At 68.3% G+C, this 19,262-nt stretch carries 19 protein-coding genes; 5 read left to right on the top strand and 14 right to left on the bottom strand.

What is annotated here, in order from left to right; translation table 11 throughout:
- Positions 1-21: 21 nt before the first annotated feature.
- The 7 genes from IEX88_RS00275 to rho form a co-directional block, all read right to left on the bottom strand.
- Positions 22-1,053, bottom strand: coding sequence for a ParB/RepB/Spo0J family partition protein (locus tag IEX88_RS00275; protein ID WP_188848421.1), 1,032 nt, complete (start codon positions 1,051-1,053; stop codon positions 22-24).
- 100 nt (positions 1,054-1,153) lie between these two features.
- Positions 1,154-1,939: a ParA family protein gene (locus tag IEX88_RS00280; protein ID WP_188849251.1), complete on the bottom strand. Its 786-nt coding sequence runs from the start codon at positions 1,937-1,939 to the stop codon at positions 1,154-1,156.
- 39 nt (positions 1,940-1,978) lie between these two features.
- The gene (rsmG, locus tag IEX88_RS00285) at positions 1,979-2,680 is read right to left on the bottom strand and encodes a 16S rRNA (guanine(527)-N(7))-methyltransferase RsmG (protein ID WP_244639749.1); all 702 of its coding nucleotides are present in this window, start codon (positions 2,678-2,680) and stop codon (positions 1,979-1,981) included.
- Positions 2,681-2,732: 52 nt separating this feature from the next.
- Complete coding sequence (gene mnmG / locus IEX88_RS00290) at positions 2,733-4,628, bottom strand: tRNA uridine-5-carboxymethylaminomethyl(34) synthesis enzyme MnmG (protein ID WP_188848425.1); 1,896 nt, start codon at positions 4,626-4,628, stop codon at positions 2,733-2,735.
- Positions 4,629-4,711: 83 nt separating this feature from the next.
- Positions 4,712-6,037, bottom strand: a complete 1,326-nt coding sequence (gene mnmE, locus IEX88_RS00295) for a tRNA uridine-5-carboxymethylaminomethyl(34) synthesis GTPase MnmE (RefSeq protein ID WP_188848427.1) — start codon at positions 6,035-6,037, stop codon at positions 4,712-4,714.
- An 82-nt stretch (positions 6,038-6,119) separates the two neighbouring features.
- The gene (locus IEX88_RS00300; protein ID WP_188848429.1) at positions 6,120-6,593 is read right to left on the bottom strand and encodes a YbaK/EbsC family protein; all 474 of its coding nucleotides are present in this window, start codon (positions 6,591-6,593) and stop codon (positions 6,120-6,122) included.
- 165 nt (positions 6,594-6,758) lie between these two features.
- Positions 6,759-8,024, bottom strand: coding sequence for a transcription termination factor Rho (gene rho, locus IEX88_RS00305; RefSeq protein ID WP_188848430.1), 1,266 nt, complete (start codon positions 8,022-8,024; stop codon positions 6,759-6,761).
- A gap of 432 nt (positions 8,025-8,456) precedes the next feature.
- Between rho and IEX88_RS00310 the strand changes: the two genes are divergently transcribed.
- The gene (locus IEX88_RS00310) at positions 8,457-10,985 is read left to right on the top strand and encodes a glucose/quinate/shikimate family membrane-bound PQQ-dependent dehydrogenase (protein ID WP_188848432.1); all 2,529 of its coding nucleotides are present in this window, start codon (positions 8,457-8,459) and stop codon (positions 10,983-10,985) included.
- Positions 10,986-11,057: 72 nt separating this feature from the next.
- Here the strand turns inward: IEX88_RS00310 and secB are convergent, their stop codons facing one another.
- Positions 11,058-11,555 (bottom strand): protein-export chaperone SecB, encoded by a 498-nt coding sequence (gene secB, locus IEX88_RS00315; RefSeq protein WP_188848434.1) that lies wholly within the window; start codon positions 11,553-11,555, stop codon positions 11,058-11,060.
- A 208-nt stretch (positions 11,556-11,763) separates the two neighbouring features.
- On the bottom strand, positions 11,764-12,270 hold the full coding sequence (locus IEX88_RS00320; protein WP_188848436.1) for an FxsA family protein: 507 nt from the start codon (positions 12,268-12,270) through the stop codon (positions 11,764-11,766).
- Between the two features lie 247 nt (positions 12,271-12,517).
- Between IEX88_RS00320 and IEX88_RS00325 the strand changes: the two genes are divergently transcribed.
- The 4 genes from IEX88_RS00325 to IEX88_RS00340 all read left to right on the top strand — a co-directional run bounded on the left by IEX88_RS00325 (position 12,518) and on the right by IEX88_RS00340 (position 15,502).
- Positions 12,518-13,219, top strand: a complete 702-nt coding sequence (locus IEX88_RS00325; RefSeq protein ID WP_188848438.1) for a Tim44/TimA family putative adaptor protein — start codon at positions 12,518-12,520, stop codon at positions 13,217-13,219.
- A 32-nt stretch (positions 13,220-13,251) separates the two neighbouring features.
- Positions 13,252-14,349, top strand: a complete 1,098-nt coding sequence (gene mltA, locus IEX88_RS00330; protein ID WP_188848441.1) for a murein transglycosylase A — start codon at positions 13,252-13,254, stop codon at positions 14,347-14,349.
- A complete protein-coding gene (locus IEX88_RS00335; RefSeq protein WP_188848442.1) occupies positions 14,346-14,984 on the top strand; it encodes a Smr/MutS family protein in 639 nt (212 codons plus the stop codon). The genes mltA and IEX88_RS00335 overlap by 4 nt, the downstream gene beginning before the upstream one ends.
- A gap of 122 nt (positions 14,985-15,106) precedes the next feature.
- Entirely contained in the window at positions 15,107-15,502 is a 396-nt protein-coding gene (locus IEX88_RS00340; RefSeq protein ID WP_188848445.1) for a helix-turn-helix domain-containing protein, read from the top strand.
- A 93-nt stretch (positions 15,503-15,595) separates the two neighbouring features.
- Here the strand turns inward: IEX88_RS00340 and IEX88_RS00345 are convergent, their stop codons facing one another.
- The 5 genes from IEX88_RS00345 to IEX88_RS00365 all read right to left on the bottom strand — a co-directional run bounded on the left by IEX88_RS00345 (position 15,596) and on the right by IEX88_RS00365 (position 18,893).
- The gene (locus tag IEX88_RS00345; RefSeq protein WP_188848447.1) at positions 15,596-15,844 is read right to left on the bottom strand and encodes a hypothetical protein; all 249 of its coding nucleotides are present in this window, start codon (positions 15,842-15,844) and stop codon (positions 15,596-15,598) included.
- Between the two features lie 63 nt (positions 15,845-15,907).
- Positions 15,908-16,630, bottom strand: a complete 723-nt coding sequence (dnaQ, locus tag IEX88_RS00350; protein WP_188848449.1) for a DNA polymerase III subunit epsilon — start codon at positions 16,628-16,630, stop codon at positions 15,908-15,910.
- Between the two features lie 103 nt (positions 16,631-16,733).
- Positions 16,734-17,336: a dephospho-CoA kinase gene (gene coaE / locus IEX88_RS00355; RefSeq protein WP_188848451.1), complete on the bottom strand. Its 603-nt coding sequence runs from the start codon at positions 17,334-17,336 to the stop codon at positions 16,734-16,736.
- The gene (locus IEX88_RS00360; RefSeq protein WP_188848453.1) at positions 17,333-18,232 is read right to left on the bottom strand and encodes a shikimate dehydrogenase; all 900 of its coding nucleotides are present in this window, start codon (positions 18,230-18,232) and stop codon (positions 17,333-17,335) included. Before IEX88_RS00360 ends, coaE begins: the two co-directional genes overlap by 4 nt.
- A 61-nt stretch (positions 18,233-18,293) precedes the next feature.
- Positions 18,294-18,893 (bottom strand): Maf-like protein, encoded by a 600-nt coding sequence (locus IEX88_RS00365; RefSeq protein ID WP_188848455.1) that lies wholly within the window; start codon positions 18,891-18,893, stop codon positions 18,294-18,296.
- Positions 18,894-19,262 lie beyond the last annotated feature (369 nt).

Here is a 19,262-nt window from a genome sequence, read left to right on the forward strand (position 1 = left end):
CGGATGCGACCGGAGCCCGGCCTAAAGGCTGCGCACGCGCGGTTCGGCGTCGCGGCGGGCTTTGGCCTGCAGCAGGCGGCAGATCTCGTCGAGCTGCTCGAGATTGCCGTAGTCGATGCGCAGGTCGCCGCCGTCTTCCGGCAGGCGGATCTCGACGCGCATGCCGAGCGTCTCCGACAACAGCCGCTCGAGCGCCCGCGTGTCGGCGTCCTTTTCACCCTCGTCCGGCGTCCGGGACTCCGGCATCCTCGGCGCCGGCTGGCGGGGTTCCGCCACGGGGGCGACAGCGGCCGGCGCGCGGGCCGCAGCCCGGCTGCCACCGCGCGGCGCGCGGGACACGACGGGCGTCGGCGAGGTCGCCACCGGCCCCCGCGCCATTTCCTCGGCCTCGCGCACCGACAAGCCGCGCGAAACGATCGCGCGCGCAAAAGCCTCGGGATCCTCGGCCGAGACCGCGGTACGGGCGTGCCCTGGCGAGAGCTCGCCGCGGGTGAGCATGCCGAGCACGCTCTCCGGCAGCTTCAGGAGGCGCAGCGTGTTGGCGACATGGCTGCGGCTCTTGCCCAGCACATCGGCGAGATCGCTCTGCGTGTAGCCATGCTCGTCGATCAGCATCTGGTAGGCGTTCGCCTCCTCGACGGCGCTGAGGTCCGAACGCTGGACGTTCTCGATGATGGCGATTTCCAGCGACTCGCGGTCGCTGATCTCGCGCACCACCACCGGCACTTCGGCGAGGCCCGCGGCCTCGGCGGCGCGCCAGCGCCGCTCGCCGGCGACGATCTCGAACCGCTCGCCGCCCAGCGGGCGCACCAGGATCGGCTGGACCATGCCATGGTTGCGGATCGACTGCGTCAGCTCGCCGAGCTCGGCATCGCCGAAATGCCGGCGCGGATTGCGCGGATTGGCCGACAGCCGGCTGAGCGACACGCGCCGCTCGCCCGGCTCCTCCTGCGGGGCGAAGGCGGTGGACGGCCGGGGCTGCACGGAACCGCCGCTACCGATCAGCGAGGCCAAGCCACGCCCCAGCCGCTGCCGCGCTCTGTCCTCGGTCATGCCCGTCTCCCTGTACTGCCGGATCGACCGGCCCGTCTGCTGCCACGCCTAAAATCAGCGCGGATCGTGCCGGGCGCGCCCCCGGCCTTCTCCACGCCGCTCATGCGACCTCCAGCCGGCGCTCGCGCTGGATCACCTCCGAGGCCAGCCGGATATAGGCCTGGCTGCCCGGGCATTTCATGTCGTAAAGGATCGCCGGCTTGCCGAAGGACGGCGCCTCCGACACCCGCACATTGCGCGGGATGACCGTGTCGTAGACGTGCCGGCCCATATAGGAGCGGACATCGTTGACGACCTGCGCGGCGAGGTTGTTGCGCCCGTCGAACATGGTGAGAACGATGCCGTGCAGGGTCAGCGCGGGATTCAACGAATCGCGAACCTGCTCGACCGTCTGCAGGAGTTGGCTGAGGCCTTCGAGCGCGAAGAACTCGCACTGCAGCGGCACCAGGATCGAGTCCGCTGCCGCCATGGCGTTGACCGTCAAGAGGTTCAGCGAGGGCGGGCAGTCGATCAGCACAAAATCGAACTGCGCGCCCTCCATCGTGTGGAAGTGCAGCGCGTCGCGCAGGCGGTAGGCCCGTCCGGTCGCGCCCGAGATCTCCATTTCCAGGCCGAGGAGGTCGAGGGTCGAGGGCACGAGAAAGAGGTTCGGCACCGCCGTCGGCATCGATGCCTCGGTGACCGACGCCTTTTCGACCAGAACGTCGTAGGAGGAGACCTCGCGGTCGTCGCGGTCGATGCCGAGCCCGGTCGAGGCGTTGCCCTGGGGATCGAGGTCGATCAGCAGCGTCTGCCGCCCAACGGCGGCGAGCGCCGTGGCGAGGTTGATCGCGGTCGTCGTCTTGCCCACGCCGCCCTTCTGGTTGGCGATGGTGATGACTCGCATGCGTCTCGGCGTCATGGCATCCATCATCCGTCCTCCGCGTTATTTCGGCATCGAAACGACAGCCGGCGCAGGCTCGTCTCGCACCGGCAAGGACGCGGCATCCTGCCGGGCGATGGCGGAAACTTCGAGGATGGCCGCATCCTCGCGCGTCGCCGACGCGTGCTTGACCAGTGTGAATCGCCAATGGCGCGACGCGTCAATGATTTCTTCAGAATGCTGCCCACCCTTAGCGAAATAGCAGGGGATTTCGGGGCGAATGTGGCCGGCAACGAAGCCGAGTAGGATGTCCAGCGAGGCCAGGGCCCGCGCGCTGATGGCCTCGGCCTTGGCTAGGACGGCGCCCGAATCCTCGATGCGGCTGGAGTGCACGGTCGCGGAAATCCCGGTCTCTCGGATCACGGCCCGCAGGAAGGCGGCCTTTTTGTCGTTGCTCTCGATCAGGTCGACATGCGCGCCGGGCGCATCCGCCTGGGCGATGGCCAGAACGATGCCGGGAAATCCAGCCCCCGAGCCCATGTCGCACCAGCGCCGAGCGGCGGGAGCAAGGTCATGGACTTGCAGGGAATCGTCGATGTGGCGGGTCCAGATCTCGCCGAGGGTCGATGGGGCGATGAGGTTGGTCTTGGACTGCCAATCCAGCAGCAGCGCGACGTAGCGGTCGAGTCGCGCCAATGTTTCACGTGAAACAGACCGGCGCGCCAGCAGCGCCGCGCGATCGGCGGCGAGGACGGCGGCGTCCACGGGCACCGTCTTCTTCGTCCGCGGCACGGCACGCCGCGGCGGGGGCTCGACGTCACGCGGCATCGACTACCTCCCGCCGGGCGGCTTTGCGGATGCCAATCAGGATCAGCGCCAGGCCCGAGGGCGTCATGCCGTCGATCCGCTCGGCCTCCGCCAGGCTGGACGGACGGTAGAGCGCGAGCTTGTGCTTCAACTCGTTCGAGAGGCCCGGCAAGGTCGAAAAATCGAAGTCGGCGGGGATGGCCACGGCCTCGTCCCGCCGCAAGCGATCCTGGTCCCGCTGCTGGCGGACGAGATAGACGTCATAGGCCGCCTCGATTTCGATACGCTCCCGAATCGAAGGTCCTATTTCAGCAATCTCAGGCCAGATGGCGGCGAGGCGGGCGAGATCAATGTCGGGCTGCGACAGCAGCTGCCAGGCACTGCGCGGGCGTCCGTCGCGGTTGAGATGAAGCCCATGCCGCTCACCGGCGCTGGGCGTCAGGGAAAGCGCCTCAAGGCTGCGCCGCGCCTCGCCGAGCGCAGCTTCGCTCGCCGCGAACACGTCGGCCCTCAATGCTCCGACTACGCCCAGCGACAGACCCATCGGGGTCAGTCGGCGATCGGCATTGTCGGCCCGCAGCGACAGGCGGAATTCGGCGCGCGAGGTGAACATGCGATAGGGCTCACTGACGCCCGTCCGGGTGAGATCGTCGAGCATCACACCGATATAGGCGTCGGCGCGGCCGATGCGCGCCGGCTCGGCCCCGCCGGCCCGGCGGGCGGCATTTAGCCCGGCCCAGAGCCCCTGTGCCGCGGCCTCCTCGTAGCCGGTGGTGCCGTTGATCTGCCCGGCCAGGAACAGGCCCCGCGCGGCGCGCACCTCCAGCGTCGGATGGAGCTCACGCGGATCGACATGGTCGTATTCGATGGCATAGCCCGGCTTCAGGATCACGACATGCTCAAGTCCCGGAATGGAGCGCAGGAAGAGCTGCTGCACGTCCTCGGGGAGCGAGGTCGACAGGCCGTTGGGATAGACCGTGTCGTCGTCGAGCCCTTCCGGCTCCAGAAAGATCTGGTGGCCGTCGCGCTCGCCGAACTTGACGATCTTGTCCTCGATCGACGGGCAGTAGCGCGGGCCGACACCCTCGATCGCGCCGGAATAGAGCGCCGAGCGGCCGAGATTGTCTCGGATGATCTGGTGCGTCTCGGGCGTGGTGCGGGTGATGCCACACTCGATCTGGCGGTTGGTGATCTGGGTGGTGAGATAGGAGAAAGGCTGCGGCTCGTCGTCGGCCTTCTGCATGTCGAGGCCCGACCAGTCGATCGTCGTGCCGTCGAGCCGGGCCGGCGTGCCGGTCTTCAGCCGTCCGAGCGACAGGCCGAGGCGCCGCAGCGTGCCGGACAGGCCGAGCGAGGGGTCCTCGCCCATGCGGCCGGCCGGGATTTGCTGGTCGCCGATGTGGATCAGGCCGGAGAGGAAGGTGCCGGTGGTCAGCACCACCGCGCCGCAGGCGATCTCGCGGCCGTCGGACAGGACGACGCCGGTGACCGCCTTGTCGGCGGACAGGGAGAGATCGAAGACATCGCCCTCGACGACGGTGAGATTGTCGGTCGCGGCGATCGCCGCCTGCATCGCGGCGCGATAGAGCTTGCGATCGGCCTGCGTGCGGGGGCCGCGGACGGCGGGTCCCTTGCGCCGGTTGAGGAGGCGGAACTGGATCCCGGCGGCATCGGCCACGCGGCCCATCAACCCATCCAGCGCATCGATCTCGCGCACGAGATGGCCCTTGCCGATGCCGCCGATCGCCGGGTTGCAGCTCATCGCGCCGATGGTGTCGAAGCGGTGGGTGACGAGGATCGTTCGCGCACCGAGTCTTGCTGCCGCGGCCGCGGCTTCGCAGCCGGCATGGCCGCCGCCGATGACGACGACGTCGCAGGCCGGGCGAGGATTCGGATCGTGTTGCATGCCAAGGGTTAAGCCGAAGGGCGGGGTTTCTGTCAATGGAAGCTCTCGGTTGCCGCCCGGCCCTCACCCGTGTTTCACGTGAGTCACTTGCCGATGCAGAAGGCCGAAAAGATCACGTCCAGAAGGTCTTCGACACCGACGCGACCGGTGAGGAGACCCAGTCGATCGGTCACCTGACGCAGGGCTTCGGCCTGCAGTTCTGCCGCCGGCGCCATCCGCGCTTCCGCCAGAAGCCGCAGCGCGTCGGCGACGATCTCGCGATGGCGCGCACGGGCGGGCACCACGCCCGCGGGATCGCCGGCCGCCTCCCGCGCCGACCGGGCGATCTCGTCGAGCAAGGCGCCCATTCCTTCGCCGGTGACTGTCGACACGCCCAATGTTCCGGAGCCGAATCGAACACCGGGTGCCAGATCGATCTTGGTCCGGACAACAAGGGTGGCGCCGCGCCGCTCGTCCGGTTTCACGTGAATCATGCCGGCATCGGCCGGCTGCAGCAGCAGGACCAGGTCTGCGGACTCGGCGGCCGCCTCCGCCCGGCCGATTCCGATTGCCTCGATGGCATCCGTCGTTTCGCGCAGGCCGGCGGTGTCGGCGAAGCGGACGCGGATGCCGGCGAGGTCCAGCGACACCTCGATCACGTCGCGCGTGGTGCCGGGAATGTCGGAGACGATGGCGACATCGCGGTCGGCCAAGGCGTTGAGGAGGCTCGACTTGCCGACATTGGGCGCGCCGATGATCGCCACGCGAAACCCGTCGCGCAGGATTTCGCCGCGATGGGCGCCGGCGAGATGGGCCTCCATCGCCGCGGCCAGCCCCGCCAAGGTCGGCGCGACGGCATCGGTCGCGTCCTCGCCGACATCGCCCTCGTCGGCGAAGTCGAGCGAGGCTTCGAGCATCGCCCGGGCCTCGACCAGCTGGCGCATCCAGCCCTCGTACAGCGCGCGCAGGCTGCCACCCGCCTGGGCCAGCGCCTGCCGATGCTGAGCTTCCGTCTCTGCCGCCAGGAGATCGGCGAGACCTTCGGCCTCGGTCAGGTCGATGCGGCCATTTTCGAAGGCGCGGCGCGTGTATTCGCCTGCCTCGGCGAGGCGCACGCCCGGCAGCGACGTCAGCGCGTCGAGGCAGGCGGAGACGACCGCGCGGCCGCCATGCAAATGCAGTTCGGCCAGATCCTCGCCCGTGACCGTGGCCGGCCCCTCGAAGAACAGCACCAGGCCGCGGTCGATCTCGGTGCCGGCGGCATCCCGGATGCGCCGGAGCACGGCCCGGCGCGGAGGCGGAAGCGGCCCGGCCAGCGCCGTGATTGCCTCTCGCGCGGCCGGCCCGCTGATGCGCACCACGGCGATTCCGGCGGGCAGAGCACCGGAGGAGAGCGCGACGATGGTCTCGGTCTGAAAGCCTGTGGTCACGCTCGATCCTCGCCTGCCCCGCACGCCGCTGCGAAGGCACTACCCTGTCGTTCCGCGGCCGAATCGACCGTCCCGGCCATGCTCACGCGATCCGCACGGGGCGGGCGCCTGTCGCGCTGCGCAGTTGCAGGGGCACACATTCGAAGACGTGGCGCGGCGTGCCGGCGGCCGCCCAGATGGTCGGGTGTTCAAACAGGCTTTCGTCCATCAGGACGGGGATCGCCGTCGACGCTCCGAAGGGCGCAACGCCGCCGATGGCAAAGCCCGTGACGGCGCGCACGAAGTCCGCGTCCGGGCGCTCCAGCGGCTCGCCGAGGACCGCCTCCATGCCCGCCTCGTCGACCTGGTGGACGCCGGAGACGAGCAGCAGAAAGGGCGACCCGGTTCGGGCTCCCCGAAAGAGCAGCGACTTCACGATCCGGGCAGGGCTGGTGCCGACGGCAGTCGCGGCCTCGGCGGCACTGCGCGCCCCGGCGGTCTCGACAACAGCGAGGGCGAGGCCCTTCGCCAGGGCATCGTCGATCACGCGGCGGACGGCATCGGGCAGGTCGGTCATCGAGGTCTCCATGGCTGCTCGCGGTCGATTGAAGGCGGGTCGCGGGACGAGTTCAAGCCGGGCCGAGCGTCCGAACAGCGTTGAGGTCAAAACGCACCTCACCCCAACGCAAAACGGCCCGACCCCATGGGGATCGGACCGCTGCCGAATCGAAGGCGCTATCGATCAGGTGTTCATCGAGTCGAAGAAGTCCGAGTTCATCTTGGTCTGCTTCAGCTTGTCGTTCAGGAATTCGACCGCGTCCGTCGTGCCCATGGGCGCGAGGATCCGGCGCAGCACAAAAATCTTCTGTAGGTCGGCCTTCGGGACGAGCAGCTCTTCCTTGCGGGTGCCGGACTTCAAGATGTCCATGGCCGGGTAGATACGCTTGTCGGCGACCTTGCGGTCGAGAACGATTTCCGAATTGCCGGTGCCCTTGAACTCTTCGAAGATGACTTCGTCCATGCGGCTGCCGGTGTCGATCAGGGCGGTCGCGATGATCGTCAGCGAGCCGCCTTCCTCGATGTTGCGCGCCGCGCCGAAGAAGCGCTTGGGACGCTGCAGGGCGTTGGCGTCAACGCCGCCGGTCAGCACCTTGCCGGAGGACGGCACGACGGTGTTGTAGGCGCGGCCGAGGCGGGTGATGGAATCCAGCAGGATGACGACGTCGCGGCCATGCTCGACGAGGCGCTTGGCCTTTTCGATGACCATTTCGGCGACCTGGACGTGGCGCACCGCCGGCTCGTCGAAGGTCGAGGAGACGACCTCGCCGCGCACCGAGCGCTGCATGTCGGTGACTTCTTCCGGCCGCTCGTCGATGAGCAGCACGATCAGGTAGCACTCCGGATGGTTGGCGGTGATGGAATGCGCGATGTTCTGCAAGAGCACCGTCTTGCCGGTGCGCGGCGGCGCGACGATCAGCGCGCGCTGGCCCTTGCCGAGCGGTGCGACGAGATCGATGACGCGGGCGGAGAGATCCTTCGAGGTCGGATTCTCCAGCTCCATGTTGAAGCGCTCGTTCGGGTAGAGCGGCGTCAGATTGTCGAAATGGCTCTTGTGCTTGATCCGCTCCGGGTCATCGAAGTTGATCGTGTTGACCTTCAGCAGCGCGAAATAGCGCTCCCCGTCCTTTGGGCTCCGGATCGGGCCTTCGACGGTGTCGCCGGTCTTCAGCGAGAAGCGCCGGAGCTGCGACGGCGAGATGTAGATGTCGTCCGGCCCCGGCAGATAGTTGGCGTCGGGCGAGCGCAGGAAGCCGAAACCGTCCTGCAGCACTTCGACGACGCCCTCACCGATGATCTCGACCCCTTGCGCGGCGAGGTTCTTCAGGATCGCGAACTGCAGTTCCTGCTTGCGCAGGACCGGTGCGTTCTCGACCCCGTTCTCCTCGGCGAAGGCGATGAGCTCGGGGGCCTTCTTGTTCTTCAGATCCTGAAGCTTCATTTCGGACATGGGGTTATATGGCTCCGTCCCGCTCGCAGGGTCAGATCTGACCGGGGGGACTGCTGTGACAATGGGAAGTGGGGATGCGGATCGCCGTCGAGGCGACGGCTTCGGCAATGCAGAGGCGGGGCGGTAAGGCCGGCCCGCGCCTCAAAAGGCGGGAAGTAGCTTCTGATATAGAATGCACGGGCTCTGCGCGCAAGCGCATTCTTGCGCCTGACGGGGCTGGGCTGGCGCCCGCTCCGGCCCGGCGCCACCCGGAGAATCTGCTGCATTGCAAAAAGCCGACGCCGCACCCTCGCCCCCGGCGAAGGGGCGACTAGATGGCCCCTGGAGCGGGCCGGCCATCGCCGATCACGGTAGGCCCCGCCGCTGTCACCGCGCCGCATGACGCCCGCTTCCGCCGCCGGCGAGGCCACGAGACCGCAAAGGACTCAACCGATGCTCCACCGTCGTCCTCCCGCCCTCTGGGTCGCCATCATCCTCCTGGTCCTCTTCGGTGCCGCCAACGCCGTCGGCGGCCTCTGGCTCATCACCCTCGGCGGCTCCTGGTACTACGCCTTCGCGGCTCTCGGCTTTTTCGCGACCGCCGGACTCCTGTGGGCACGGCGCCCCGCGGCGCTCTGGGTCTATGCGCTCTTCCTGGCCGGCACGCTCGTCTGGGCCCTCTGGGAGGTCGGCTTCGACTGGTGGCCGCTGGCGGCGCGCGGCGACGTGATCTTCCTCCTCGGCCTCCTGCTCCTGACCCCCTGGGTCACCCGGGCGCTGTTCGTGCCCGATGTGCGTGCGGCGATGGACGGGACCGAAGCGCCCCCCTCGCCGCTGCGCGGCGGCGGTCTGGCGCTGACCCTCTCGCTCGGCCTGGTGCTGGTCGTGGCCGTGTCCTCCTGGTTCACCGACCTGCATGCCATCGAAGGGCGCGTGCCCGAGCGCACGGCCGCGGTGCCCGATGCCGGCATTCCGGACGGCGAATGGCATGCCTATGGCCGCACCGGTTTTGGCCAGCGCTACTCGCCGCTGACCGAGATCACGCCGGCAAACGTCGCCTCGCTCGAGACCGCCTGGACCTATGAGACCGGCGACACCAAGCAGCCGGGCGACCCGGTCGAGACGACCTTCGAGGTGACGCCGCTGAAGATCGGCGACCGCCTGTTCCTCTGCACGCCGCACCAGAATGTCATCGCCCTCGATGCCGACACCGGCGCCGAGCTCTGGCGCTACGATCCGAAGATCCAGGGCGAGCTGGCGCTGCAGCACCTGACCTGCCGCGGCCTGTCCTACCACGCCGCCGCGGCCGATGCCGCAGCGACGGCAAACGCGGCCGCCCCCGCCGCGGCGCCGGCGCCGGACACTGCACCCGCCGCCGCTGAGGCGCCGGCCGCGCCCGCCGGCGATCCGGCCGATCCCGCCCTGCCCGTGGCCGCCAACACGGCACCGACGGCATCCTGCGGCGCCAAACTGTTCATGCCGACGGCCGACGGCCGGCTGATCGCCCTCAACCCCGACACCGGTGCCGTCTGTGCCGATTTCGGCGGCGGCGACGGCCAGATCGACCTGTGGTCGCAGATGCCGAACGTCAATCCGGGCGCCTACTACTCGACCTCGCCCGTCGTCGTCACCGCCAACATGATCATCGTCGCCGGCACGGTGCTCGACAATGTCTCGACCTCGGAGGCCTCGGGTGTCATCCGCGGCTACGACGTCGACACCGGCGACCTCGTCTGGGCCTGGGACAGCGCCAAGCCGGACCAGACGGCACCTCTGCCGGAAGGCCAGACCTATACGCCGAACTCGCCGAATTCCTGGTCCATCTCCTCCGTCGACGAGGCGCTGGGCATGGTCTACATCCCCATGGGCAACCAGCCGCCGGACCAGTGGGGCGGCAACCGTTCGCCGGAAGTGGAGCGGTTCTCCTCCTCGGTGGTGGCGCTCGACATCGCCAGCGGCACGGTCCGCTGGGTCTATCAGACCGTCCACCACGATCTCTGGGACTACGACGTCCCCGCCCAGCCGAGCCTGATCGACCTCACGGTCAAGGGCGAGACGGTTCCGGCCCTGGTGCAGCCGACCAAGCAGGGCGAACTCTTCGTCCTCGACCGCCGCACCGGCACGCCTATCCTGCCGGTGGTGGAACTGCCGGCGCCGCAAGGCGCGGCGGAGGGCGACTTCACAGCCGCGACGCAGCCGAAATCGGCCCTGAGCTTCGATCCGCCTGAACTCACCGGCAAGGACATGTGGGGCGCCACCATGTTCGACCAGCTTGCCTGCCGCATCGCCCTGGCCGGCCTGCGCTACGAGGGCCGCTTCACGCCGCCGTCGGAAGAGGGCTCGCTGGTCTATCCCGGCAATTTCGGCGTGTTCAACTGGGGCGGCGTCGCCGTCGATCCGGCCCGTCAGATCGCCTTCACCACGCCGACCTATCTCGCCTTCGTCTCCAAGCTGGTGCCGCGCGCCGACGATACGACGCTCTACGTCCAGGACGGCGGCGAAAAGCCGGAGGGGGCCCTGCCGTCGCTGAACGAAAACTTCGGCGCGCCTTACGCGGTCGAGCTCAGCCCCTTCACCTCGGTACTCGGCCTGCCCTGCCAGGCGCCGCCCTGGGGCTATGTCGCCGCGGCCGACCTCACCACCGGCAAGGTGCTGTGGCAGCACAAGAACGGCACGGTGCGTGATTCCTCGCCCATCCCGCTGCCGTTCAAGATGGGCGTGCCCAATCTCGGCGGTCCGATGATGACCGCCAGCGGCGTTGCCTTCCTGTCGGGCACGCTCGACCAGTATCTCAGGGCCTACGACGTCACGACCGGCGAAGAGCTGTGGAAGGGCCGTCTGCCAGCCGGCGGCCAGGCGACGCCGATGACCTATCAGGGCCGCGACGGCAGCCAGTACGTGCTGGCGATCGCCGGCGGGCACGGCTCGCTCGGCACCAAGGTCGGGGATTCCGTCATCGCCTATCGCCTGCCCAAGGGCTGAGCCAGGCGGCAGACACCAGACAGCAAAAAGGGCGCCGCGGCGCCCTTTTTCATGACCTCTGGAAAGCCTGGATCAGGCCGACTGGACCTGCGCCTTGGCGCGCTCCTCGGCCATGCGCTGCGCAAACAGCGCGGCGAAATCGATCGGGTCAATCATCAGCGGCGGGAAGCCGGCATTGCGGGTGACGTCGGCGACGATCTGGCGCGCGAAGGGGAAGAGCAGGCGCGGGCACTCGATGAACAGCACCGGCAACAGGTGCTCCTGCGGAAAATGCTGCAGCCGGAACACGCCGCCATATTCGAGCTCGACATGGAACAGCATGTCCTTGCCTTCGCCGGCATTGGCGGTCAGCGACAGCTTGATGTCGTAGTCGCCTTCCTCGGCATTGACCGGATTGGCGCCGACATTGACGCCGATGTTGATGCCCGGGGCCTTGCCCTGGTTGCGCAGCGCCGCCGGCGCGTTCGGGCTCTCGAACGAAAAGTCCTTGATGTACTGGGCGAGGATGTTGATCGTCGGCGCCTGCGCCGCAGGAATGGCGCCGTTCGGCGCCTGGTCGATGTCGGACATGGATAGCCTCCGCTTTTCGTGCTCTGGTCGGACAGGCACCGCCACGCGGCTGCCTCCGCCTTGGATATCGCTCCGCACGCCGCACCGTCAGCAGCCGGCACGGATCCTGGAGGACCCGCCGCGGTGGCGGGAGCGCTAACACTTCAGGCGCAGCGAGACAAGTTTCGCCCGGCCCTCCCCGGCTTCGACAAGGCGCGCGCGCGGACGCTCAATGAAGCGTGCCGCCGCGACCGTCGACCCAGGGCGAATCCGGCGAGGCCGGACGGCGCTCGAACTCCTCGACCTCGAGCTCGACGACACCCGCCACCGGGCGGGATGGCGCGTCCGGCGCCCGGCGCCAGCCACCGCCCATCGGCAAAGCGACGACACGGCTCTTCAGGAATCGCCAGCCGGCCTCGCGCACGGCCGGGATGAACAGGAGATAGCCGACGGCGTCGGTGACGAGGCCCGGCGTCAGGAGCAGGACGCCCGCAACGACGATCATCACCCCGTGCACCATGTCGCGGCCGGGCACGCGTCCCGCCGCAACCTCCTTCTGGATGCGCAGGAGCGTGGAAATGCCCTGCGAGCGCAAGAGCAGCGCGCCGATGATGGCGCTGCCGACGACGAGGCCGAGCGTCGGCCACAGCCCGATGACGTTGCCGACCAGGATGAAAACCGTGATCTCCAGGATCGGTACGATCAGAAGCAGCAGGGGAAGCAAAGCGAGCGGCATGAAATTCTCCCGGTTTGTCGAGACGATCGACCCGGACATCACGCCCGAACCCTTGCCCTTTCGTGGCGAGATCGAACTTTTCCCGAAATCATCGTCACAAAGCAGATAGGATCACAGAACAGCAATTTGAATGCGGCCCCGGCTTTCTTATATGAAGGGCCAAGGCTCGCGGATCGCCCGCATCGGTCCGCGCGCAACCGACCCGACCCATACCGGCCCAGACCGATCAGACAGGAACAGGACCACGATGACCTTCGGCACGATCTTCTTCATCATCGTAGCGGCGATCGTGCTGTTTCAGCTGCGCAGCGTTCTCGGCCGCCGGACCGGCAACGAGCGACAGCCCTTTGACCCGTACACCCGGCCGGACAAGAAGGTCGAGGGACCGACGCAGCAGGGCAATGTCATCACCCTGCCGAACCGTCGCGACGGCGCCACCATCGACGTGACGCCGGTCGAGCCCTATGCCGAGATCGATGCGCTCGTGCCGGTGAGCGATCCCGTCAATGCCCAGCTGCGGCGCGTGCAGGACGTCGATCCGTCGTTTGCGGCGAAACAGTTCCTCGAGGGCGTGAAGCTCGCCTATGAGATGATTGTCACCGCGTTTGCCGCCGGCGACCGCAAGACCCTGCGCAACCTCCTGTCGCAGGAAGCGTATCAGGGCTTCGAAAGCGCCATCGCCGACCGCGAGAGCCGGGGCGAGACGATGACCTCGGCCTTCATCGGCATCGACAACGCCAAGATCGTCTCGGCCGAGGTGCGCGAGCGCGAGGCGCTGGTCACCGTCAGCCTCGTCTCGGAGCTGATCTCCTCGGTGACGTCGGCCACCGGCGACCTGGTCGATGGCGATCCGGAAACGGTGGTGGAAGTCCGCGACGTCTGGACCTTTGCCCGTGACGTGCGCTCGCGCGATCCGAACTGGAAGCTCGTGGAAACCCAGTCGGCCTGAGCCGGCGACGCCTTTTCCGTGAGCCCTGTTCCATGCTGACCAAGCTCCTGTCCCGCCGCGACTTCGGCGATCTCGCCGGCTGGGACGACGGCGATCACCGCCCGGCTCTGGCCGCCTTTCGCCGGTCGGCGGCGCAGTTTCTCGCCGGAGCCGTCGATACCGGCAGTCTCGGCATCACGGCCGACGCTTTTCGGCCGGCCGCTCTCGCAGCCGCGACGGCGCCGGACGAAACGGCCCGGATGTTTTTCCAGACGCATTTCGTCCCCGCCTTGCTCTCGCCCGAAGAGCCGGGACGGCAGGGATTTCTGACCGGCTACTACGAGCCGGAAGTCGAGGCCCGCCTCGTGCCGGACGCGCGGTTCCGCTTTCCGCTCTACCGTCCGCCCGAAGATCTCGTGAAGGTCGACGACGACACACGACCCGAAGGGCTCGACGCCTCCTTCCGCTTCGCCCGGCGCGATGCGGCAGGCCGGCTCGACGAATATCCCGACCGCGGCCAGATCGAGGCGGGCTATCTCGCCGGCCGCGGGCTCGAGATCGCCTGGCTCGACAGCCCGGTCGACGCCTTCTTCATCCATATCCAGGGTTCCGCCCGGCTGCGCCTCGACGACGGCCGGCGGCTGCGCGTGACCTATGCCGCCAAAACGGGCCACGCCTTCACCGCCATCGGCCGCCTCCTCGTCGAGGAGGGGGAGCTGACGCTGGTCGAAGCCGACATGGACGGCATCCGCGCCTGGCTCGCCGCTCATCCGACCAGGCTGCGCGGGCTTCTCGACCGCAACCGCTCCTTCATCTTCTTCCGTGAGGCGGCGGTGGAGGACGAGACGCTAGGGCCTGTGGCCGCGGCAAAAGTGCCGCTGACCCCGATGGCCTCGATCGCCGTCGACCGGCTGCTGCACACTTTTGGCACGCCCTTCTTCATCGACGCGCCGGCGCTGACGCTGGCGGGCGCGCCGTTCCGGCGGCTGATGATCGCCCAGGATACAGGCTCCGCGATCCTCGGACCCGCCCGGGCCGACATCTTCGTCGGCTCCGGCGAAGCGGCGGGGCGCGAGGCGGGCCGCGTTCGTCATCCCGGTAATTTCTTCCTGCTGCTGCCGACGGCGCTTGCCGACGCGCTCGACCGATGAGACGGCGCCGGGCCCTCAGCGAGGAGGAGGCGCGGCTATGGGCCGGCGTCGCCCGCCAGACGCAGCCTTTGCCCGGTAAGCATCTGCCGGACGTCGTGGCCGGCGAACCCACCGCGGTGCCGACTTCGCCGAGCCGCGCCAAGAAGGCGGCGCTTCCCAAGGCGATCGTGCGCCGTATCGCGGCCGCCATGGCAGCGGTGCCGAAGGTGGAACCGGTGTCGCCACCGACCCTCCCGGCGCCCCTGCCGGTGCCGAAGACCTTGATGCCGGCCTACCAGGCGCCGGCGCTGAAAAGGAAGGTGCCGCCGCTGCATCCGATCGAGCGCCCGGTGACGAGAAAACTCGGCAAGGGCCGGCTGCCGATCGAGGCGCGGATCGACCTGCACGACAAGACCCAGATCGTCGCCCACTATGCCCTGCTGGGTTTCCTCCGGCGGGCGCAGGCGGACGGGATGCGGCATGTCCTCGTCATCACCGGGCGCGGCGCCTCCTTCGGCTCGCGCGGCGTGATCAAGCGCTCGCTGCCGCACTGGTTCGACACGGCCGAGTTCCGGCCGCTGGTGGCGGGCTTCGAGCCGGCCGAGCGCGGTCATGGCGGCGAGGGTGCCTTCTATGTCCGCGTCAGGCGGCGGTAGGTCGGCACCGCGCAGCCGATTTGCCAGCGCCGGTCCGCTTTGCGAAGATCGCCGGCCTGGGCCACTCCCGTCCGGGCCCCTTCGCCTGCCAGCCCCGCCCCTTCGATGGAAACCACTCGCGCATGACCCCCTTCGGCGAACGAATCCGCGCTTTGCGCCGCGAACGGGGGGTCACCCAGGCCGAAATGGCCAAGGCGCTCGGCATTTCCAGCGCCTATCTCTCCGCCCTCGAACACGGCCGCCGCGGCCGACCGACCTGGCAGATGCTGCAGCGGATCATCGGCTATCTCAATGTCATCTGGGACGATGCGGAGGAGTTGGAGCGCCTGTCGGCGTTGTCGCATCCGAAAGTCAGCGTCGAAACCGCCGGCCTCAGCCCACAGGCCACGAAGCTCGCCAACCGGCTGGCCGAAACCATCGCGGCGCTGTCGCCGGAGGACATTGCGGTGCTGCTGGAGCAACTCGAAGCGGCCGCCGCACGAGCCGAAGCGCTGCAGCGGGCCAAGCGCCGGCGTTAAACCCCTGGCCACCTGCTGAGCAGCAATGTGTCGGGAGCGGGCAACCAGCACGTTTCAGCTCGGGATAGACGTCTACCCTTTACCGGATAGCCATCATTCCTCGATGGGATCGCCGTTCTCGTCGACGAGATCGTCGCCGATGTCCTGGCCGATCAGGCTGGGATCGTCGATACCATGAAAATCATTATCGGTTCGCCGTACGAAATGCGACGCCAATCCTTCCGATTCCGGCAGGGGCGCGTCGGGAGCCTGGACGGTATTCGCCCCGTCGGCCGGCACCGGCGTCGGGTTGGACGAAAGGGCGCCCGCGCGGCCTTGGCTGTCTCGATCGTTCACGGTCATGGCATGGATCTCCTCTGCTGAGAGGAAAACGGTCCTGGGCCGCGCCCGTTCCCGCCGGCTCGATCAGCCGACGGCCGCCTCGGCACTGTCCGCCGGCAGGATCGACAGCCACAGCGCCTCGGCACCCAGCGTTTCGACGAAGGCGCGGTGGCGCACCGCCTCGTCGGCGGAGAGGCGCGACGGCAGGGGCACCGGACGCGGCAGGATGCGGATCACCGCGCCATCGGCGTCGCGTTGCTCTTCCTGGTGGGCGGAGACGAGGCCGAGCGCCGCCTGCCGCCCGCCGATCAGCTCGATATAGACGCCGGCGAGCAGCAGCGAATCGACGAGCGCGCCGTGCTTGTCGCGCTTCGACGTGTCGATCGAGAAGCGCGAGCACAGGGCGTCGAGCGTCGCCGGCGCCATCGGGAACTTTCGCCGCGCCATCTGCAGCGTGTCGACGATGCGGCCGGGATCGAGTGGCGGCTTGCCGACGCGGGCGAGCTCGGCATTGAGGAAGCGCATGTCGAAGGAGGCGTTGTGGGCGATCAGCGTCGCGTCGCCGAAGAAGTCGAGCATCTCCTCGACCACAGTGGCAAAGCCCGGCTTGTCCTTCAGGAAATCGTTGGAGATGCCATGCACGTCGAAGGCGCCGGGATCGACGCGGCGCGTGCCGGGCGAGACGAAGGCGTGCCATTCGCGGCCGGTCGGAATGTGGTTCCACAGCTCCACCGCGCCGATCTCGATGACGCGGTCCTCGGCAAAGTCGAGCCCGGTGGTTTCCGTATCGAAGACGATCTCGCGCATGGTTCTTCCCCGTTGCTGAACGGTGTCGCCAATTCAGGGCGGGAGTTCAAGCGAGCGGTAAGGGGCCGAAGCGATTGTCCACCAGCCAATGCCGATGTTCTTCTTATGTACTCAAACTTCTTGATGAACCGCGAAGATCGGCGAGAATTCGTCGCAGATCCTCGCCAGCGGCCGGCAGACCCCTCGATGTGTCGATGACGAAATCCGCCCGCGCCCGCTTCTCGGCGTCCGGCATCTGCCGCGCGAGGATCGCCTCGAATTTTTCCGCCGTCATGCCCGGCCGCGCGAGGACGCGCTTGCGTTGCACGGCGGCCGGCGCGGAGACGACGAGGATCCTGTCGACATCTCCGGCCCGGCCGGACTCGAACAGCAGCGGCACGTCGAGGATGACGAGATTTTCGCCCGCTGCCCGGCACTTCTCGAGAAAGGCCGCTTCCTCCGCCCGGACCGCCGGATGGACCAGCGCCTCCAGGGCCTTCATCGCCTCTGCGTCGCCGAGGACGCGGCTGGCCAGCGCCTCGCGGTCGACAACGCCCTCGCGCACGGTGCCGGGAAACAGCGCCTCGATCGGCGCCGCCAAGGCGCCGGCATAGAGCCGGTGGACGGCCGCGTCGGCGGAATGCACGGGAACGCCCTCGGCCTCGGCGAGGGATGCCGTCGCCGACTTGCCCATGCCGATCGATCCGGTGAGGCCGAGGATGATCATTCTCGCTCGATGTCCGCCACGACGAGCGCCCGCAGCGCGTCGTCGACCACCGGCCGCTGCCCGAACCAGCGCTCGAAGCCGGGCACCGCCTGGTGCAGCAACATGCCGATCCCGTCGGCGGTCTTCAGGCCGCGCGCCTGCGCCGCCTTGATCGTCGGCGTCTCCAGCGGGACGTAGACGATGTCGGTCACCAGCGCCCGGTCCGGCAGCGCCGACAGGTCGGGCAAAGGCGGCGCCCAGCCGTATTTTGCCTCGTCGGCATCCTTCGCCGGCACCGGCACCGTGTTGACCAGGAGATCGGCGCTGGCCATCAGCGTTTCGCGCGCGTTCTCGCCATGGCCGGAAACCCTTGGTCCAAAGCTCTCGGCCATCGCGATCGCGCGCGACGGCGTGCGGTTGACGAGGCGCACGCGCCGCACGCCGCGTTCCAGCAGCGCGAACACCACCGCCCGTGCCGCCCCACCGGCGCCCAGCACCAGGGCCTCTTCCGCCGCATCCCAGCCCGGCAGGAGCGCGTCGAGATTGGCGGCAAAGCCGTAGGCGTCGGTATTGCCGCCGGTGAGCCTGCCCTCTTCGAACCAGAGCGTGTTGACCGCGCCGATCGCCTCGGCGGCGGCATCGCGCCGCTCGAGGGCGGCGAAGACCGTCTCCTTGTGCGGAAGGGTGACATTGCCGCCGACATAGCCACTCGCGGCAAGGCTTTCCAGAAACTCACCGACCTCTTCGGGCGGAACGCCGACCCGCTCGTAGGCGCCGGGCAGGGCGAACTGCTTCAGCCAGGTGCCGTGGATCAGCGGCGAGCGCGAGCGCCAGACCGGCCAACCGGTCACGAAGGCGCGCGGGCCCTCGATGGCGGTGGGCTGGCTCTCGTCGTCGGCGAAGACATGGCGGGTCATGCGGGATCCATTCCTTCAAGTCCTGCGAAAGGTGGCGATGTCCGTCGCCGATGGGGAGGGTCTAGCCGTCGATCTCGCCCAGCGCCCGCAGCTCCTTGAGCAGCGGCAGCAGCGGCAGGCCGATGATGGTGAAGATGTCGCCGTCGACGCGCTCCATCAGCTGGATGCCCTCCGCCTCGATCTGATAGGCGCCGACGCTGCTGTAGGCCCGCTCCTTCACCGCCGCGAGATAGCGGCCGATGAAACCGGGATCGAGATCGCGCATGGTGAGCTCGGCGATGCCGACATGGCGCCAGAGCACCACCCCGTCGCGCACGAGCACCACGGCGCTGTTCAGCCGGTGCGTCTTGCCGGAGAGCGCGAGGAGGGTCCGCCGCGCGCCTTCCTTGTCGACCGGTTTGTGGAACACGGTGTCGCCGAGCGACATCGTCTGGTCGGCGCCGATGACGAGAAAGCCGGGATGGCGCGCGGAAACGTCGACGGCTTTCGCCTCCGCCAGCACAGAGGCAACGTCCTCGGGCGAGGCGCCCGACTGCTGCAAGGGCGCTTCCAGGGCCCGCTCGTCCAGGGTCGACGCCTCGACGGTGAAGTCGACGCCCGCCTTGCGCAGGATGTCGCGCCGGTAGGCACTGCCGGAAGCGAGGATGATGCCCTTGGTCACGATGGGATTTCCCTTAAAACTTTATTCAGATTCGTCTGGCTTAATGCAGGTCTGGGAAAGAGGTGCCTCGGCAAACGCGACTCGATTCGCGCGCCGGACGCAAGCCGCCATCGCAACAACCCCCGCGATTCTCGGCCCCCTGTTGACGACGGCCGACTTATCCCAAGGGTCCGGCGTCGGCCTCGTTCCACCAGGCATAACCCCCGACATATCAACAATCCCGTTCGCTGTGGGCAAGGCCGAGATCGCCTTGTGAACTACGGGGACGGTTTTGGCTGCGACAAATCTGCCGCAAACCGCTCCCCCGCTCTTCCCCCGTCTGGAAACTTTCCAAACCACTGCCAGATAAGAGCAAGTTCGGTTGTCCCC

Origin of the sequence: Aureimonas glaciei, from assembly GCF_014643375.1 — a bacterium.
GTDB classification, from domain to species: domain Bacteria; phylum Pseudomonadota; class Alphaproteobacteria; order Rhizobiales; family Rhizobiaceae; genus Plantimonas; species Plantimonas glaciei.

Coding starts and splice junctions, on each gene's coding strand:
- mltA (WP_188848441.1), top strand. CDS start 13,252: ATGCTGACCAAGCTCCTGTCCCGCCGCGACTTCGGCGATCTCGCCGGC.
- IEX88_RS00345 (WP_188848447.1), bottom strand. CDS start 15,844: ATGACCGTGAACGATCGAGACAGCCAAGGCCGCGCGGGCGCCCTTTCG.
- IEX88_RS00320 (WP_188848436.1), bottom strand. CDS start 12,270: ATGCCGCTCGCTTTGCTTCCCCTGCTGCTTCTGATCGTACCGATCCTG.
- IEX88_RS00335 (WP_188848442.1), top strand. CDS start 14,346: ATGAGACGGCGCCGGGCCCTCAGCGAGGAGGAGGCGCGGCTATGGGCC.
- IEX88_RS00310 (WP_188848432.1), top strand. CDS start 8,457: ATGCTCCACCGTCGTCCTCCCGCCCTCTGGGTCGCCATCATCCTCCTG.
- coaE (WP_188848451.1), bottom strand. CDS start 17,336: ATGATCATCCTCGGCCTCACCGGATCGATCGGCATGGGCAAGTCGGCG.
- secB (WP_188848434.1), bottom strand. CDS start 11,555: ATGTCCGACATCGACCAGGCGCCGAACGGCGCCATTCCTGCGGCGCAG.
- IEX88_RS00280 (WP_188849251.1), bottom strand. CDS start 1,939: ATGCGAGTCATCACCATCGCCAACCAGAAGGGCGGCGTGGGCAAGACG.
- IEX88_RS00325 (WP_188848438.1), top strand. CDS start 12,518: ATGACCTTCGGCACGATCTTCTTCATCATCGTAGCGGCGATCGTGCTG.
- IEX88_RS00300 (WP_188848429.1), bottom strand. CDS start 6,593: ATGACCGACCTGCCCGATGCCGTCCGCCGCGTGATCGACGATGCCCTG.
- IEX88_RS00340 (WP_188848445.1), top strand. CDS start 15,107: ATGACCCCCTTCGGCGAACGAATCCGCGCTTTGCGCCGCGAACGGGGG.
- mnmG (WP_188848425.1), bottom strand. CDS start 4,628: ATGCAACACGATCCGAATCCTCGCCCGGCCTGCGACGTCGTCGTCATC.
- rho (WP_188848430.1), bottom strand. CDS start 8,024: ATGTCCGAAATGAAGCTTCAGGATCTGAAGAACAAGAAGGCCCCCGAG.
- IEX88_RS00360 (WP_188848453.1), bottom strand. CDS start 18,232: ATGACCCGCCATGTCTTCGCCGACGACGAGAGCCAGCCCACCGCCATC.
- IEX88_RS00275 (WP_188848421.1), bottom strand. CDS start 1,053: ATGACCGAGGACAGAGCGCGGCAGCGGCTGGGGCGTGGCTTGGCCTCG.
- dnaQ (WP_188848449.1), bottom strand. CDS start 16,630: ATGCGCGAGATCGTCTTCGATACGGAAACCACCGGGCTCGACTTTGCC.